This window comes from Chryseobacterium sp. (assembly GCF_022712095.1).
GTDB lineage: Bacteria > Bacteroidota > Bacteroidia > Flavobacteriales > Weeksellaceae > Chryseobacterium.
The window spans coordinates 1-16,775 of record NZ_JALAHD010000087.1 but is presented as its reverse complement, the minus strand read 5'-3'; the positions used below and the strand labels follow the sequence as shown (position 1 = coordinate 16,775).

The following is a 16,775-nucleotide window of genomic DNA, read 5'->3' as shown; positions in this document are numbered from 1 at the left end:
TAAAATATTAATTTCGCAACTATCTATCAAATTTAATCCGTTTTTAATAAAGACGTGTTCTGCCTCCTGAAGAGCACCATGATGAGAATGATAGTTTTCATTTAATTCGTTGATATATAGTGTTTTACTACCATCTTGGGTAGTCTTTATTTCTCTTTTCAAACTATTTTTTTTTCAAATTTACTCTAAAATTTTTATATTTAGAAAATTATGTTAAATTTGTAGAACATCATAAAAAATTTTAGAAATGATAATTCAAAAAACTGAGAACTCCAAAATTTCTACATTTGACCCTAATAATTTTTCATTCGGAGATACATTTATTGATCACATGGTGATTTGTGAGTACGAGGATGGAAAGTGGGGTGAAGTAAAATTAGTTCCTTATGGTCCCCTACAATTTACACCTGCTATGATGGGAGTGAATTACGGACAAGCTTGTTTTGAAGGGATGAAAGCATATAAAGACAAGGATGGTCAAGTTTTCCTTTTCAGGCCTGAAAAGAATTTTGAACGTATCAATAAATCTGCTAAACGTCTTGCCATGCCTGAGGTAACGGAAGAAATGTTTATCGATGGTTTAAAAGCGTTAGTTGATATAGACAGAGATTGGATTCCTTATGGAGATGGAATGTCTTTGTATATCAGACCCGTAATCTTCGCAACAGAAGAAGTATTAAAAGCGAGAGTTTCCAATAAATATCTTTTTGCTATTGTAGCAACTCCGGCAAGAAGTTATTATACAGAGCCTGTTTCTGTAAAAATTTCCGATCATTATTCAAGAGCTGCTAACGGAGGAGTAGGTTCTGCAAAAGCCGCGGGTAACTATGCCGCTTCTTTTTATCCTACCCAGTTGGCTATTGAAGAAGGATATGAGCAGATTATCTGGACGGATGATGCTACTCATGAATTCTTTGAAGAAAGTGGAACAATGAATGTTTTTGTTAGAATTAATGATACAATTTATACTCCGCCAACATCTGAAAAAATCTTAGATGGTGTTACCAGAGACAGCTTTATTCAGTTAGCTAAGAAAAGAGGAATTGAGGTAAAAGTAGAGCCAATACCTGTAAAAACAGTAATTGAAGCTCAGAAAAACGGAAGCCTTAAAGAAGTTTGGGGAGTAGGTACAGCTGTTGTAACTACTGTTTTCCAGGCATTAGGTTATAATAATGAAAAATTAGCTTTACCTAAGCTTTCAGATGAAGAAAGTTATGCTGTAACGCTTAAAAATGATCTGGTTGGATTACAGAGTAACATTACTGAAGATCCGTTTGGATGGAGAGTTCTAGTAAAGAAAAATGTAATGGAAACCGCTTAAATTCTATTTACATATTTTTATATAAAGTCAGGAGATTCCTGGCTTTTTTTATTTTTTATCTCCCTTGAATTGTGTATTTTCGCAACAGTTTATGAAAAAAATACTCTTGATATCAATATTAAGTCTAATGGGCTGCAACAGAAATGTACAGTCTCATCCGCCTGTAGGTGGGATTTTGAGTCAGACAGATCTGGATATCTCCAAGGAGAGAATGAAGAACCTTAATACTCAGGAAAGAAGACATATCCAGGAATGGATCAATGGCCAGTCTGTAAAATATTATTCTACACAGCTTAATTATTGGACTAGTGTGGAAGGTTTGGACAAAAGGAAGAAAAGACAGGATAACAGCCTGATTTCTTACTCGTATGATCTGTATGATTTTGATCAGACTAAAATTTATGACCAGCCCATACAAAGAAGAGATGCTAAATTCGGACATTTTGATGAACTGAAAGCTGTAGAAAATGCTTTACGATTTATGAATGATGGAGAAGAAGTTACACTTTTGGTTCCATCTTCTCTTGCTTACGGAACGTATGGTGACGAGAAGAAAATAGATAATGACATACCATTAATCATAAAATTAAAAGTACTATAAATAATGAAATTGTTTAACAAGAATATAATTCTGGCAGCGGCAAGTATTTCGCTGATGAGTTGTACCCCAATTTATAAAAAAATGAACGTAGACAAAGAAACTTACGAAGGTCTTAAAGACGGACTTTATGCTAATCTTCAAACGACTAAAGGTAATATGATCGTTAAGTTTGAAGACAAAAAATCACCGGTTACTGTGGCTAACTTTATAGGGCTTGCAGAGGGAAAAATAGATAACAAAGCTAAAGCTAAAGGAGTTCCTTACTATGATGGAACGATTTTCCATAGAGTGATTAAAGATTTTATGATCCAGGGAGGAGATCCTCAAGGAACAGGAATGGGAGATCCGGGATATAAATTTGAAGATGAAAGAAATGATCTTAAGCATACTGGAAAAGGAATTCTCTCAATGGCTAACTCAGGACCTAATACTAATGGTTCTCAGTTTTTCATTACGGAAGTAGCCACTCCATGGTTAGACGGAAGACATACTATTTTTGGTGAAGTAGTAAAAGGTGAAAATGTAATCGATGCTATTGCTAATGTGGAAAAAGGAGCTCAGGATAAGCCTAAGACAGATATCGTTTTAGAAAAAGTTTCCGTATTCAGCAAAGGAGACGAGTATAAAAATTATGATGCAGCTAAAACGTTCAATGAAGGAAAATCTAAAATTGCTGAAAATAATAAAGCATTCTTAGCAAAAGAAGAGGCTGAAAGAAAGAAAAGAGAAGAGGAGTTCAAAGCTAATCAGGAAAAAATGGTTGAAAATCTGAAAGCCGGGATGCAGAAAACTGAATCCGGATTATATTATAAAATTACGAAAGCTACGGAAGGTAAGGCTCCAAAAGCTGGTGATAATGTTTCTGTACACTATGCAGGAAAATTAATCGACGGAACTAAGTTTGATTCTTCATTCGACAGAAATGAGCCTATTGAGATTCCAATCGGAATGGGAAGAGTGATCAAAGGATGGGACGAAGGAATCCTATTATTGAAAGAAGGTGAAACTGCTACTTTATTGATTCCACCGGCAATGGCCTATGGAGAAAGAGGAGCAGGAGGAGTAATTCCGCCAAATGCATGGTTGATTTTTGATGTTGAGCTTGTGAAAGTTCAGTAATTGAAAATTCTATATAATATGTAAGGCCGTCTCATTGGGACGGCTTTTTATTTCTCTCAGAAAGAAAAATCGCTAAATTCGTATGAAAAATTTATTCTATGCGTAAGGCCTTGTCGTTGTTCTTTATTTTTTATATCATGATTATTTCTGCTCAGGGAAAAAGGTTTTTTGAAACCGGTCAGGTGGAATTGAAAAAACCTGTGGAAAAGATTAATTTGAGATATGCTAATGAGCTGGCATTTGTTCAGGTAAACATCAATGATAAATTTTATAATTTTCTTTTAGATTCAGGGGCTCCGACAGTTATTTCCACGACTCTTTATAAAGAGCTGAAATTGAGTAAAAAATATAAAACAAAAGTTAAAGATTCTCAGAAGAGTGTTCAGCAGCAGATTTTTACACAGTTGCCGGAAATGAGAGTTGATCAGGTCGTTTTTAGAAATATTGGAGCCATGGTGATGGACTTAACGATTTCTGAGCTTGGATGCTTTAAAATTGATGGAATTCTTGGAGCGAACCAAATGGCCAAGGTATTCTGGAAAATCAATTACTCAGAAAACTCAATTCAGATTACCAAAGATCTGTCCAACTTTGATCTTACCTCTTATAATACAGTTATACCTTTTGATGCACAGCCGCAGAAAACTCCGGTTGTTGAATCTAATATCGCAGGTAAAAAAATAAACTTGACTTTTGATACCGGATTTTCAGGGAGTCTTAAAATACAGGATAAACTGTATAGCCCTGAAATGAAGTCCGGAAACAGTATAGAAACTTATGGAACCAATTCAGTAGGGGCTTTTGGAGGAGCAAAACCTACAGAAGGATATATATTTACAGTAAATAAAATAACTTTAGGAAATAAAAGCTTTCCGAATGAGATCATAACAACAGGGAATTCCAGTTTAATCGGAAACGGTTTTTTTAAAGATTTCAGTTTTATCATGGACTGGAAAAATAATAAGGTATATTTACAGCAAATTAAATCGAGCCCTCCCAGTTTAGAGTCTTTTGGATTTGGATACCGTTTTATTGATGAAAAACCCGTGATTGTTTATGTTTTCAAAGATGAAAAGTTGCCTTTGAAAATCGGAGATTCTATACTTAGTATTAATGATGTGAGTTTTGAAAATTTGAATAAAGAGTCAGCGTGTTATTATTACATTAATAGAGTAGAGAGTGCGTCTAATACAATTAAAATAAAAGTGGACAGAGATGGGGAGACTCTCGCTTTTATATTAAATAAGAAAGAATATATAAAAGTATTGTAAATAATGGATAAATATGTTAGAAATACTGAGACACTTAAGGCGGATCTGTAAAAATCTGTTTAATGTGAACCTCTTGTATCAATATAACTCCATCTGATGGTAAATTTATCCTTACTGATATAAATCTATTGACATAGGAAAATTAAAATAAAACTGTTTTTTAATGATCATAAAGTATTAAAAAACAGTTTAGAAATTATAAAAGATTTACCAATTCTTGTCGATCATATAAATCAACTGAGCCATTACAGCAGCTCCCAGAAGAAGTTCCCTGCGGTTAACTTTTTCAAAAGTATCCTCTTCCGTATGATGAATATCAAAATATCTTTGTGAATCCGGAACTAGTTCGGCGGTAGGGATTCCCATATCTTTAAGAGGGTAGATGTCTGTTCCTGAATACTGTCCTTCAAAGTTATAAACTCCGTAAGGAAAGAATAATGGAGCCCAGCTTTTAATTTGATTTCTTTTCTCTTTACTCATTTCCATAGCAATCCCTCGGGGAGTGAAGCCTCCGGCATCCGACTCTATGGCAAAAAGATGCTTCTCACCTGTTTCTTTAACCATTTTTCCATATTGAATTCCTCCTTTAACACCGTTTTCTTCATTGGCAAAACAAACGACTCTTATACTGTGGTTATTGTGTATTCCTAAGTTTTTAAAAGTTCTCAATACTTCAATACTTTGTACAATGCCGGCACCGTCATCATGTGCTCCTTCACCTACATCCCAGGAATCAAGGTGACCACTTACCACGATAACATTCTTATCTTTTTTTCCTGTCAATTCACCGATTACAGAATGGGTTAATTTTTCTCCTTTCATTCCACAATTAGAATTGAGTTTTGCAGTAACAGTCTGTGTTTTTAAGAGGCTTTCAAGCTCGTCAGCTGTTGTATTTCCTATTGCTACGGCAGGGATTTTTTCAACTCCCTCTTTGTATCGCATTCCTCCCGTATGGGGAACATCATCGAATGCAGATGAAAGAGAGCGTATAATAGCAAATTTCCCCCCTTTTTCAGCTGTTAAGGCAGCTGCAGAAACTCTGTATTTGGCTGCATCACTATATCCCTTAAAGGTTTCAACAAATGACTGACTAAAAGGATAATTGAAAAATATAATTTTCCCTTTTACTTTCTGAGGAGAAAGAAGGCTGTATTCCTCCATTGATTTTACCATGATAATATCTCCCGAAATGTCTTTGCCTCCTGTTCCCTCGGAGTTTCCTAAAGAGAGCATTTTTAAGCTCTTCCAATTTCCGTCAGAAGTTTTAATATATAGAGATTCGGGGCCCCGTTCCCAAACAGGAACCATAACATCCTGCAGCCAGATTTTATCAGCACCGGCTTCAGTGAGTTTCTGGGCTGCCCATTGTACGGCTTTATCATATGCCCGTGAGCCACTGAGTCTGTGTCCTATGTTTTTAGTTAAATCCCTCAGCTCCGTATAAGCTTTTCCTTTATTAAGTACTTCTGTGGAAATCTTATTAAATTGGATTGAATCCTCTTTAGTCTGTCCTGAAACAGCTATTCCAAGAAGGAATAATGATGTGTAAATTATCTTTTTCATTTTACCAGTTTTGATCGATCATGAAAATCATTTGTGTCATGGCTACAGCTCCCAGAAGAAGTTCTCTTTTATTCACCTTATCAAAAGTATCTTCTGAAGAATGATGATAGTCGAAATATCTTTGTGTATCTACTACCAGCTCTGCTAAGGGAATATCCAGCCTTTTTAGTGGTGAGACATCCTGTATGGCATCTGTACGGTCAAAGTCATAGATCCCATAGGGCAGAAAATAATTTTTCCAAGGAAAGATAAGCCTTCGTCGCTGAGGAGACATATCCAGAGAGAATCCTCTCGGTGAATAACCTCCGGAATCAGATCCTAAAGCAAAAATATGTTTTTCTTCCTTCTTTTTTACATATTCCATATAAGTATCTTTTCCCATGCCACCATTTTCACTGTTGGCATAAAGAACTACTCTGATGGTATGATTATTATTGATACCTAAAGATTTAATTGTTCTCAGGACTTCCAGACATTGCACGACTCCGGCACCGTCATCATGAGCTCCTTCTGCAAAATCCCAGGAATCCAGCTGGGCTCCCAAAACAATTACTTTACTGTCTTTATTCCCAGGAATTTCTCCGATAATATTGTGATTAGTTGTTTCTCCCTTATATTCGGCTGCCATATTCAGTTTGGCCTTAACTGATTGTTTCTTGAGAAATTTTTCGAGCTCATCGGCAGACTGTACTCCGATGGTAAGTGCGGGAATTCTCACTTTATCGTCTGCTTCATAATAGATCATTTTAGCATGGGGAATATTATTGTTGGCAGTAGTTAGAGACCGTATAATTAAGCCTTTAGCTCCTCTTTTACCAATTACAGATGCAGATATAAGTTTTGATTTAGCGGCAATAAGATAAGAGTCTACGGTGTTAACAATCTTTGGGTCAATAGGATAGTTAACAAAAACAATTTTATCTTTAAGCTGGGCTGAAGTAAGTGCATTGAGTTCGGAAAAATTATTAACCAATATAATATCAGCGATCATATCCTTACCTTTAGTTCCTTCAGAGTTTCCGAAAGAAAGAATTCTGATGTTTTTCCATTCTCCGTTTCCTGCCTGAATCTGGAGGGATTCTTTACCGCGAATCCACACAGGAACTTTTACTTTTTGCTTCCATATATTCTCTGCACCAGCTTCCTGAAGCTTTTTTTCCGCCCATTCTGTGGCTTTATCATATCCTGATGTGGCACTGAAGCGCGGGCCTATTTTTTTGGTGAGCTCGGCAAGGTTTTCATACGCAGTACCATTGGAAAGAATTTCATCAGAAATTTTCTTGAATTCATCATGATAATTGAATTTGGCTACCGGAACTGCTTTTTTTTGTGGTTTTTTATGGTTCTTATTTTGTGAAAATAAAAATCCACTCAAAAAGAGTGGAAGTATTATGATGAATATATTTTTCATTGTTGATTACCATTTCTTTTCCGCCCATAAAAATAGGGAAAAAATAAGAATAATCTAAGGTTTCATATCGTACATTAGCAATGCTGTAACTAATTTTGGTTCAATTAATGTACATTTTGGTGGCATAATCAATTTTTCATCAGATATTTTAATCATATCATTGAAACTTACAGGATACACTCCAAAGCCTACTTTACCTTCTCCATTATCTATCTTTTCCTTGAGAAGTTTGATCCCTTCTATATTGGAACTTCCTTTTACATAGGAGATCTCATCTGAACTATCGGAGTCATTGATATTCAAAATATTTTTAAAGATATATTTATCTAAAAGATGATGATCCAGATTATCGAGAGACATTTCCAGAGAACGGAGATCATGCTTTACGTGAAGAGAATAGAAGATACCATCCAGATACATTGAAATATGGAATTTCTGTGATGGATAGTATGGAGTTTCTCCTTTTTCGTGAATAAGGAAATACTTTTCAATCTTTTTCAGGAATTCTTCATTTGACATTCCATTCAGGTCATGTACAATTCTGTTATAATCATGAATTTTAATCGATTGATTAGACACAATAAAACTATATACAAAATTGTAAGCTTCTGTTCCGTTGTGTCTTTTATTTTTATCCTTCTGATGTTTTGCATTAAGCGCTGTGGATCCAATTCTGTGGTGTCCGTCCGCAATATAAAATGAATCTATCTGATCAATCACTTCTTTAAACTGCTGGAGTTTTAAACGGTTATCTATCCTCCAGATCTTATGTCTGATACCTTTTGAATCCTGATGGTTGAAAATAGGAACATTTTTTTCTTCATGATTCATCAGCAATTCGATTTTAGAGTTGGAAGGATAGGTGAGGAGTACCGGCTCTGCCTGTATATTTACTTTTTCAAGATAATGAGCCAGTTTTTCTTTTTTCTGAGGAATGGTACTTTCATGTCTTTTAATTTTTCCATTCCAGAAATCCTCAATGCTTGCTAAACCGAGAAGTCCTCTAAAAACCTGTTTGTTGGGGTATATCTGTTCATAAAGATAATAGGCGGAATTGTCCTGAACTAACTTATGATCGTCCAGCAGCTCTTCAAATGTAGAGCGTATTTTTCTGAGATTCCGGTCTATGTCTTTTGATTTACTTACGACATAAGGCTTGATCATGTTGATGTAAGTGTTTTCTACTTGAGCTTTTTCCGCAATCTCCTCCTGGCTGAAATTGTCAAGAGGGTGAGTGGGAAACACATGCTCATAGTCTTTATGAGGTCTTATTCCGCGAAAAGGTTTAAAAACAGGCATAGTTTATTTTATAGTTCGTTTTTTATCTTAATAATTTGTTCTGCGAGCTCTACTCCGATTTTTTCCTGAGCATCGATAGTATTTCCACCGAGATGTGGTGAAAGTGAAAGCGAAGGGTTCATGAGTAAAGGAAGTTCTGGGTTGGGCTCACTTTCGAAAACATCCAAAGCAGCACCCGCTACTTTACCTGATTCGATAAAGTTCAATAAGGCTACTTCGTTGATTACGCCACCTCTTGCCGTATTGACAATATAAACACCATCTTTCATCTTTTCGAATTGTTCGGTATCTATAATGTATTCAGTAGTTTTAGGGGTGTTGATACTGATAAAATCAGTGTCCTTAAGGAAAGCATCTGTATCATTTGTAGAAGTAATCTCAAAATTTACGGATTGCCCGTCGAAAAAGTGTAAGGTAAGAGTTTCTGTTTTGGGTTTTCGGGTAAGTACTTTTACTTTCATCCCCAAAGCAATTCCTATTTTGATGACTTCTTTTCCTATTCCTCCAAATCCTATAACACCCAAATTTTTTCCTGAAAGTTCATATGCATTCCCGAAAGATTTTTTCAAAATATTGAATTGGGTGTCACCTTCCAAAGGCATTAGTCTATTGGACTCATGAAGAAATCTGGCTAAAGAGAAGAAATGGGCAAAAACCATTTCTGCTACCGATTTGGAAGATGCATTTGGAGTGTTGATAACATACATTCCCTTATCAATGGCATATTCAACATCAATATTATCCATACCAACGCCACCTCTTCCAATAATTTTAAGGCTAGGGCAGGCATCAATAATGTCTTTTCTCACTTTTGTGGCACTTCTCACAAGAAGAACATTTACGTCATTCTCATTGATGAAATTGATAATGTGCTCTTGAGCAACACGATTGTCCAGGATTTCAATTCCTGCATTTTTTAATGCTTGTTCTCCTGCTTTGGAAATTCCGTCGTTAGCTAAGACTTTCATATTTTCTTATTTAAAATGTAGAAGATTGAATTATTTTAACAGTGATAAGCCTGTCTATAATCTTTTTTTACAATTTTGAGTTGCCTAATATAGTTATTTTATGGATTTCATAACATCTACTAATACCTGTACACTTTCAATAGGTAAAGCATTGTATAAGCTGGCTCTGTAACCTCCTAAGCTTCTGTGTCCGTTCAGTCCGTTAATTCCGGCAGCTTTCCAGGCATTATCAAATTCTTCTTTTTTGCTTTCATCTAATAATCTGAATGAAACATTCATTAAAGAACGGTCTTCTTTTACACAGAAAGTTTCAAATAATGGATTGTTATCAATTTCATCATACAGAAGTTTTGCCTTTGCTTCATTTCTTTTTTCTGCTGCAGCTATGCCTCCGTTCTTCTCAAGATGTTGTAATGTTAACAAGGAAGCATATACAGGAAATACCGGTGGAGTATTGTACATCGATTCTTTGCTAATATGTTGGGAATAATCTAAATAAGAAAGCATATTATCCCTACCTGTCTTTCCAAGAATATCTTTTTTTACAACAACAAGGGTAACTCCGGCAGGTCCCATGTTTTTCTGAGCTCCTGCATAGATAAGATCAAATTGAGAAAAATCCAGTTGTCTTGAGAAAATATCAGAACTCATATCACACACCATAAGTGTATCTACTTTCGGAAAAGACTTCATCTGAGTTCCATAAATAGTATTATTGGAAGTACAGTGAAAATAGTCATAATCAGAAGTTACTTTATAATCTTTTGGAATATAAGAATAGTTGTCTTCTTTTGAAGAAGCAACAACATCTACCGTTCCTAATTTTTTAGCTTCTTTAATAGCTCCTGCTGCCCATGTTCCTGTATCTAAATAAGCAGCTTTACCTCCTACTTTCATCAGGTTATAAGGAACCATAGCAAATTGTAAGCTGGCACCACCTCCTAGATATAAAACTTCATATTCATCACCCAGATTCATTAATCTTTTTACAATGGCACGGGCTTCGTCCATTACAGCAACAAAATCTTTGCTTCTGTGAGAAATTTCAAGAATGGATAGTCCGATTCCGTTAAAATCTAAAATAGCATCTGCTGATTGCTGAAATACCTCCTGAGGTAAAATACATGGTCCTGCGCTGAAATTGTGCTTTTTACTCATTTTTTATTTTTTATTAGCAAGTATTTCTGAACTTGCGGATTTATTTCAATTGGGATAAGTTCTTTAATAACAAGATCAAAAAACCGCCTCATACACAATGAGACGGAGTTATTTATTCACCGTGTAAGAATGCTTTTTTATTAAGCAGAGCTTCTTCGGTCTCTACGTGATCTTCATCAGGAATACAGCAATCTACCGGACAAACTGCTGCACATTGAGGCTCTTCGTGAAATCCTTTACATTCCGTACATTTATCTGTAACAATAAAATAAACATCATCACTTACAGGTTCCTGCGGAGCATCGGCATTTACCGTTAATCCGGAAGGAAGTGTCACAGTCCCTTTGAGCTCAGTACCATCGGATGCTTTCCAATCTACAGCTCCTTCATATATTGCATTATTTGGGCATTCTGGTTCGCAGGCTCCGCAATTAATACATTCATCAGTTATTTTAATAGCCATCGCTAATTTTTTTTAAATTTGCACAAAATTACAAAATATTCCCCAATTTTAAAGTAATTATGGATATCGAAAATAAAATTTCAGGACTTACACAATTAGGTAATTATATTAATGAGTTTTTAAAAAAGGATTCAAAAGATTTTAATGAAAGTGATGTTGAATTTGAAATATTACTGAAAAAATCAGAAATAGAAAATCCTTGGTTTACTGTTGATAATCAGAAGTTTGCATTGCGGCAATGGGCCGGGTTGATTACAGATTCCAACATTAGAGACTGGCTGGGAAACTATTCACCTTCCGGGACTTCCAAAAAAGTAGGGCTTATATTGGCAGGGAATATTCCTTTGGTGGGCTTTCATGATGTAATTTCGGTGATTTTAAGTAATCATATTCCTGTAATAAAACTTTCCTCAAAGGATAAATATATGCTTCCCTTTTTACTAAAAAAATGGAAGGAATTTTCAAAGGACAGAGTCAGCTATGAAATGGTAGAAAAGTTGGAGGATTTTGATGCAGTCATTGCTACAGGAAGTAATAATACAGCCAGATATCTTGAGTATTATTTTAAAGATCATATGAGTATTATCCGTAAAAACAGAACCTCTGTGGCGGTTCTGAAAGGGGATGAAACAGATGAAGAATTAAGACTTCTTGCTAAGGATATTTTTCAATACTTCGGATTAGGATGCAGAAATGTAACGAGAATTTTCATACCTCAGGACTTTCTTCTTGACAGGTTGTTTGAAAACTTCTTAGACTTTAAAGATATTATTCATCATCATAAGTATGCTAACAACTATGATTATAACAGGGCGGTTTATTTGCTTAATCAGGAAAAGTTCTGGGATAACAATTTTGTGATGCTCAAAGAGGATGATAAACTATTCAGTCCGCTTTCTGTGATTAATTTCAGCAGATATTCTTCTCTGGATGAAGTTAAAGACTTTATCAGAGAAAATGAAGAGAGTATACAATGTATTGTGGCTAAAAAAGATCTTGATTTTGATTCTGTAGGTCTTGGAGAAGCTCAAAATCCGGGATTAAGTACCTATGCGGATAATGTGGATACGATGAAGTTTCTGGAAGTGATTTAATTAAATTTTTATTATCTTTATAGACCAAAAAATATTTAATGAATACAGATGTTTTAGTTGCTCAATCTTTGGAAATAGAGAAAGCTAATTTTTACAAAAAAACTTATTTGCATGTTGCTTTATCCATTCTTGCTTTTATAGGTGTGGAAACTTTATTGCTACAAACAGTTCCACCTGAACTTATTGGTTTAATGGTAGGACAAAAATACAGCTGGTTACTGGTTATTGGAATATTCTGGGTGGCTTCTATGATGGCAAGTAAATGGTCTTTGTCACAAAGTAAATCTACTCAGTATATGGGATTGGCTTTTTATGTTTTATTAGAGGCGATTATCTTTTTACCTCTTATTTATATGGCCGTGGCTACTGCAGGAGGAACAGTAATTTTTCAGGCTGCTATGCTTACAATTGCTATGTTTGCCGGGTTATCTGCTGTCGCTTTTACTTCTAAAAAAGATTTTTCTTTTTTAAGAAATATCATTATTATTGGTGGTTTTCTTTCCTTAGGATTAATTGTAGCTGGAATGATCTTCGGATTTAATTTGGGGCTTTGGTTTTCCGTAGGAATGGTTATTTTGGCTTCAGCAAGTATCTTATATGAAACAAGTAAGCTTAAGAATGTATATGGTACGGAACAATATGTAGGAGCTTCACTTCAGCTTTTTGCTTCTATCATGCTACTATTCTGGTATATTCTTAGAATCCTTATGAGTAGAAGAAGTTAATTAGTTTAGCTGAAAATTATAAATAAAAACCTGATGATCAATCATCGGGTTTTTTATTGTATTATACTATTACTGATTCCGGGATTGGTAGTAGTTTGTTTAGGGAGCGGGAATGTATTGTAGGTATAATCGCTACTGAAAATTAACGGTAGAAATATTATTAAAAGCACTATATAACATTGTTACATAGTGCTTCTTATTTATTTGTCAATCGATCCCAGAACTTTCTGAGCGAAACTGTTAAGAGCATCTTTTTCACTCATTCCATTTTGGACATTCGAGTGGACTTCTAAGGCCCCGCAAATATTAGTGATTAATTCTCCTGCTACATTAAGATCTTCATCGCTTGTTCCTCTGAATTCGCAGAAGCTTTCTAATACTTCTAATGTTTTTTCAAGGTTTTCAGGAGACTGATTCTGATAAAACTGTCTTATAACCGGTAACTTCATTATTTCAATTCATTAAAAAGGTTATTTAAACTTTCAGCCTGATTAGACTGAACCTGATTCACTAACTCACCATTTTTGAAAATTGCAAAAGTTGGAAGGTTATCCACTTTAGCTAGTTTTCTACTTTCTGGCAGCTTCTCAGCATCTACGTAAAGAAATGGTATCTCTTCATTTTCTGATGCCAGTTTTTTAAATTTAGGTTTCATGATTCGGCAGTTACCACACCATGAAGCTCCATACTGTACTACTACTTTTTCATTATCATTTACAATATTCTGTAGTGTATCTTCAGTTAATTCTGTATACATTTTAAAAACGTTTAAATTTAAGAAAATAATTTGTGTTATAATGAATGCGATAAAATATTTCAGAGCTTATGATATTGAAATCAAAAAGGTTTGTGTTTTTTATAAAATATTTTAATCGTAAACTTTAAAGAATAAGAGGCTTGAAAAATTCAAACCCCTTACCAGTATATTTTAGTGCTTAGCTAAATAGTCAGCGGTTGAATTTCTGTCAGCTTTCATAGCGTCTTTTCCTTCTTCCCAGTTTGCAGGACAAACTTCTCCGTGTTTTTGAACGTGAGTATAAGCGTCAATCAGTCTGATATATTCTTTTACGTTTCTTCCAAGAGGCATATCGTTTACTGATTCATGGAAGATTTTTCCTGTTTCATCAATCAGGTAGGTAGCTCTGTAAGTTACATTAGATCCGGTGAAGTTTTCATTTCCTTCCTCATCATACTCAAAATCCTGATCTACAATTCCTAAAAGATTAGCTAATTGTCTATGTGTATCAGCTAAGATAGGATAAGTCACTCCTTCAATACCTCCGTTATCTTTTGGGGTGTTTAACCATGCAAAATGTACCTCATTAGTATCACATGATGCACCAATTACTTTCGTATTTCTTTTTTCGAATTCTCCTAGAGCTTCCTGGAAAGCGTGAAGTTCTGTAGGGCAAACAAAAGTAAAGTCCTTTGGATACCAGAATAAAACAATCTTCTGTTGATTTTTAGTTGCTTCTTCAAAGATGTTGATTCTAAGATCATCACCCATTTCTGACATTGCGTCGATCGTTACGTTCGGGAATTTTTTTCCTACTAAAGACATAATTATATTTTTTTGTTAATTTTTCTCTTACAAAGGTACGCTAAATGGTCTATTAAACAATTGTTTATTAATTGATATAATCTATTAATATTTTTAATGCGAAATCAATGAAAAAAGCCCTGAAAATCAGAGCTTTTTCTATAATTTAATCACTGAATACTTCTTTGATATGAAGGATTTTAACTTCATTTATCAGTTACTGTTTTTAATTTTTATATTAAACACTAATTTGTGATATATGAAAAAATGATATTAGAATTTTTCCAATAATTCTTTAATTCTTTTCATAGCTTCTCTCAATTCTTCTTCTGAAGCAGCATATGAAAATCTGATGCATTCCGGGCTTCCAAATGATACGCCTCCAACACATCCTACCTGTGCATTTTCAAGAAGGAACATGGCGAAATCATCCGAATCCTTTATTTCCGTACCGTTTAGAGTTTTACCGATATAGTAGGAAACATCAGGGAAGAAATAGAAAGCAGCTTTAGGCAATACTACTTTAAATCCCGGGATTTCTTTCATAAGATCATATACTATATCTCTTCTTTCTTTAAAAGCATCAATCATATATTTGTATTCGGAAGGATCAGTATTTAAAGCTGTGATAGAAGCTCTTTGAGCTACAGTATTGGCACCGCTGGTCATTTGTCCCTGAACTTTTTCACAGGCTTTAGCTAACCACTCGGGGCAAGCCGAATAACCAATTCTCCATCCTGTCATGGCATAAGCTTTTGAAACCCCATTGATAATTGCAGTTTGCTCACGCACTTCAGGAAATTGTGCTATTGAAGTTGTTTTAGTTTCATAGTTGATAAATTCGTAAATTTCATCAGAAATAATAGTGATTTTAGGATATTTAGCTAATACTGCAGCTATAGACTTAAGTTCATCGTAAGTGTAATATCCTCCTGATGGATTACATGGAGAGCTGAAAAGAATAGCTTTTGTTTTATCAGTGATTGCTGCTTCCAATTGTTCAGCGGTAATTTTAAAATCTGTAACGAATGAAGTCGGAAGTATAACAGAATTTCCCCCCATCATTTTTACCATTTCATCGTAACTTACCCAATAAGGTGCAGGCAATAAAACTTCATCTTCATCATCTATAATAGCAGCCAATACATTGATTATCGCTTGTTTTGCACCGTTGGATACACAAATCTGTGTAGGTTTAAAATCTAAATTATTATCTCTTTTCAGTTTGTTTGATATGGCTTCACGAAGCTCTAAAAAACCAGGAACAGGAGAGTAATGACTATAGTTTTCATTGATTGCATCAAATGCGGCCTGTTTGATATTATCAGGAACATCAAAATCAGGTTCCCCAAGCGTCAGACTTATTACATTTATTCCTTTAGCCTTCATCTCTCTGGCTTTGTTAGACATCACAAAAGTTTGAGAATAGCCTAATCTTTTTACTCTTTTCGAAAGTTTATCCATGTGTTCAATTTGTATCTTAAACAAATATATAATAAAACTTAATGAGAAGAAAGTCTGAAATAAAACTTATTTTTGCTATTCATAATAATCAATATGTCTACAGCGTTACTTATAAAATACTTTCCTGATCTTACAGAAAAGCAGATTGAACAGTTTTCTAAACTTGAAGAACTGTATAATGAGTGGAATGAAAAGATCAATGTAATTTCCCGCAAGGATATGGAATCGTTATATGAAAAACACATTCTGCATTCTTTGGGAGTCGCAAAGGTAATGGAATTTGCCCCCGGAACTAAAGTTCTTGATATTGGGACGGGAGGTGGTTTTCCAGGGGTTCCTTTAGCTATTTTATTTCCGGAAGTTGAATTTACATTAATTGATTCTATCGGTAAAAAAATAAACGTTGTAAATGCAGTTGCGGAAGGAGTAGGATTAACGAATGTAAAAGCCATTCATGGAAGAGCGGAAAAACTGAAAGATAAATTTCATTTTGTTGTAAGCAGAGCTGTTACTCAGATGCCGGAGTTCTTAAGATGGCTGAAGGGTAAGTTTGAGAAAGAACAGTTTAATCCAAAACATAATGGTATATTGTATCTGAAAGGAGGTGATTTGGCTGAAGAATTAGCAGGAATTAAATGTGAAATATTTAATCTTAAGAATTATTTTGAGGAAGAGTTCTTTGATACTAAAAAAGTAGTTTATATATCGAAAGGGAATTTCAATTCTTAAATTATCATAATTAAGGAATAATTTTTGATCCACACTGTAATATGAC

The 16,775-nt window shown here is 34.7% G+C and carries 17 protein-coding genes and 1 pseudogene; 7 read left to right on the top strand and 11 right to left on the bottom strand.

All coding sequences use genetic code 11. From position 1 onward, the window contains the following. Nucleotides 1-162, bottom strand: a pseudogene (locus tag Q0A18_RS04265) (peptidase); the annotation flags it as partial. A gap of 85 nt (nt 163-247) precedes the next feature. On the opposite strand from Q0A18_RS04265, the gene Q0A18_RS04260 reads away from it, so the two are divergent. The 4 genes from Q0A18_RS04260 (at nt 248) to Q0A18_RS04245 (ending at nt 4,312) form a co-directional block, all read left to right on the top strand. After that, nucleotides 248-1,321: a branched-chain amino acid aminotransferase gene (locus Q0A18_RS04260; RefSeq protein WP_292008932.1), complete on the top strand. Its 1,074-nt coding sequence runs from the start codon at nt 248-250 to the stop codon at nt 1,319-1,321. A 106-nt stretch (nt 1,322-1,427) separates the two neighbouring features. After that, entirely contained in the window at nt 1,428-1,922 is a 495-nt protein-coding gene (locus tag Q0A18_RS04255; protein WP_292008931.1) for an FKBP-type peptidyl-prolyl cis-trans isomerase, read from the top strand. A gap of 81 nt (nt 1,923-2,003) precedes the next feature. Further along, nucleotides 2,004-3,041 (top strand): peptidylprolyl isomerase, encoded by a 1,038-nt coding sequence (locus tag Q0A18_RS04250; RefSeq protein ID WP_292008933.1) that lies wholly within the window; start codon nt 2,004-2,006, stop codon nt 3,039-3,041. 98 nt (nt 3,042-3,139) lie between these two features. After that, the gene (locus Q0A18_RS04245) at nt 3,140-4,312 is read left to right on the top strand and encodes an aspartyl protease family protein (RefSeq protein WP_292008930.1); all 1,173 of its coding nucleotides are present in this window, start codon (nt 3,140-3,142) and stop codon (nt 4,310-4,312) included. Between the two features lie 207 nt (nt 4,313-4,519). Here the strand turns inward: Q0A18_RS04245 and Q0A18_RS04240 are convergent, their stop codons facing one another. The 6 genes from Q0A18_RS04240 to Q0A18_RS04215 form a co-directional block, all read right to left on the bottom strand. Next, a complete protein-coding gene (locus tag Q0A18_RS04240; RefSeq protein ID WP_292008929.1) occupies nt 4,520-5,878 on the bottom strand; it encodes a M28 family peptidase in 1,359 nt (452 codons plus the stop codon). 1 nt (nt 5,879) lies between these two features. Continuing rightward, complete coding sequence (locus Q0A18_RS04235; RefSeq protein WP_292008928.1) at nt 5,880-7,289, bottom strand: M28 family peptidase; 1,410 nt, start codon at nt 7,287-7,289, stop codon at nt 5,880-5,882. A 54-nt stretch (nt 7,290-7,343) separates the two neighbouring features. Beyond that, nucleotides 7,344-8,588, bottom strand: coding sequence for a DUF1015 domain-containing protein (locus tag Q0A18_RS04230; RefSeq protein WP_292008927.1), 1,245 nt, complete (start codon nt 8,586-8,588; stop codon nt 7,344-7,346). 8 nt (nt 8,589-8,596) lie between these two features. Continuing rightward, entirely contained in the window at nt 8,597-9,556 is a 960-nt protein-coding gene (locus Q0A18_RS04225; protein ID WP_292008926.1) for a D-2-hydroxyacid dehydrogenase, read from the bottom strand. Between the two features lie 93 nt (nt 9,557-9,649). Beyond that, nucleotides 9,650-10,714, bottom strand: coding sequence for a 3-phosphoserine/phosphohydroxythreonine transaminase (gene serC, locus Q0A18_RS04220; RefSeq protein WP_292008925.1), 1,065 nt, complete (start codon nt 10,712-10,714; stop codon nt 9,650-9,652). Nucleotides 10,715-10,826: 112 nt separating this feature from the next. Next, the gene (locus tag Q0A18_RS04215) at nt 10,827-11,177 is read right to left on the bottom strand and encodes a 4Fe-4S dicluster domain-containing protein (protein WP_292008924.1); all 351 of its coding nucleotides are present in this window, start codon (nt 11,175-11,177) and stop codon (nt 10,827-10,829) included. Between the two features lie 59 nt (nt 11,178-11,236). Between Q0A18_RS04215 and Q0A18_RS04210 the strand changes: the two genes are divergently transcribed. Together Q0A18_RS04210 and Q0A18_RS04205 are read left to right on the top strand one after the other, a co-directional pair. Further along, nucleotides 11,237-12,271 carry an acyl-CoA reductase gene (locus Q0A18_RS04210; protein ID WP_292008923.1) on the top strand — a complete coding sequence of 345 codons (1,035 nt, stop codon included), beginning with the start codon at nt 11,237-11,239 and terminating at the stop codon, nt 12,269-12,271. Nucleotides 12,272-12,309: 38 nt separating this feature from the next. Next, complete coding sequence (locus tag Q0A18_RS04205) at nt 12,310-12,996, top strand: Bax inhibitor-1 family protein (protein WP_292008922.1); 687 nt, start codon at nt 12,310-12,312, stop codon at nt 12,994-12,996. Between the two features lie 200 nt (nt 12,997-13,196). Here the strand turns inward: Q0A18_RS04205 and Q0A18_RS04200 are convergent, their stop codons facing one another. From Q0A18_RS04200 to Q0A18_RS04185, 4 genes are all read right to left on the bottom strand, one after another. Further along, on the bottom strand, nt 13,197-13,445 hold the full coding sequence (locus Q0A18_RS04200; protein ID WP_292008921.1) for a hypothetical protein: 249 nt from the start codon (nt 13,443-13,445) through the stop codon (nt 13,197-13,199). Then, entirely contained in the window at nt 13,445-13,753 is a 309-nt protein-coding gene (locus tag Q0A18_RS04195) for a thioredoxin family protein (RefSeq protein WP_292008920.1), read from the bottom strand. Before Q0A18_RS04195 ends, Q0A18_RS04200 begins: the two co-directional genes overlap by 1 nt. Before the next feature lie 171 nt (nt 13,754-13,924). Further along, nucleotides 13,925-14,557: a peroxiredoxin gene (locus Q0A18_RS04190; protein ID WP_292008919.1), complete on the bottom strand. Its 633-nt coding sequence runs from the start codon at nt 14,555-14,557 to the stop codon at nt 13,925-13,927. Between the two features lie 252 nt (nt 14,558-14,809). Then, the gene (locus tag Q0A18_RS04185) at nt 14,810-16,000 is read right to left on the bottom strand and encodes a pyridoxal phosphate-dependent aminotransferase (RefSeq protein WP_292008918.1); all 1,191 of its coding nucleotides are present in this window, start codon (nt 15,998-16,000) and stop codon (nt 14,810-14,812) included. Nucleotides 16,001-16,093: 93 nt separating this feature from the next. Here Q0A18_RS04185 and rsmG point away from each other — a divergent pair, with 93 nt between their 5' ends. Further along, the gene (gene rsmG / locus Q0A18_RS04180) at nt 16,094-16,729 is read left to right on the top strand and encodes a 16S rRNA (guanine(527)-N(7))-methyltransferase RsmG (RefSeq protein ID WP_292008917.1); all 636 of its coding nucleotides are present in this window, start codon (nt 16,094-16,096) and stop codon (nt 16,727-16,729) included. Nucleotides 16,730-16,775 lie beyond the last annotated feature (46 nt).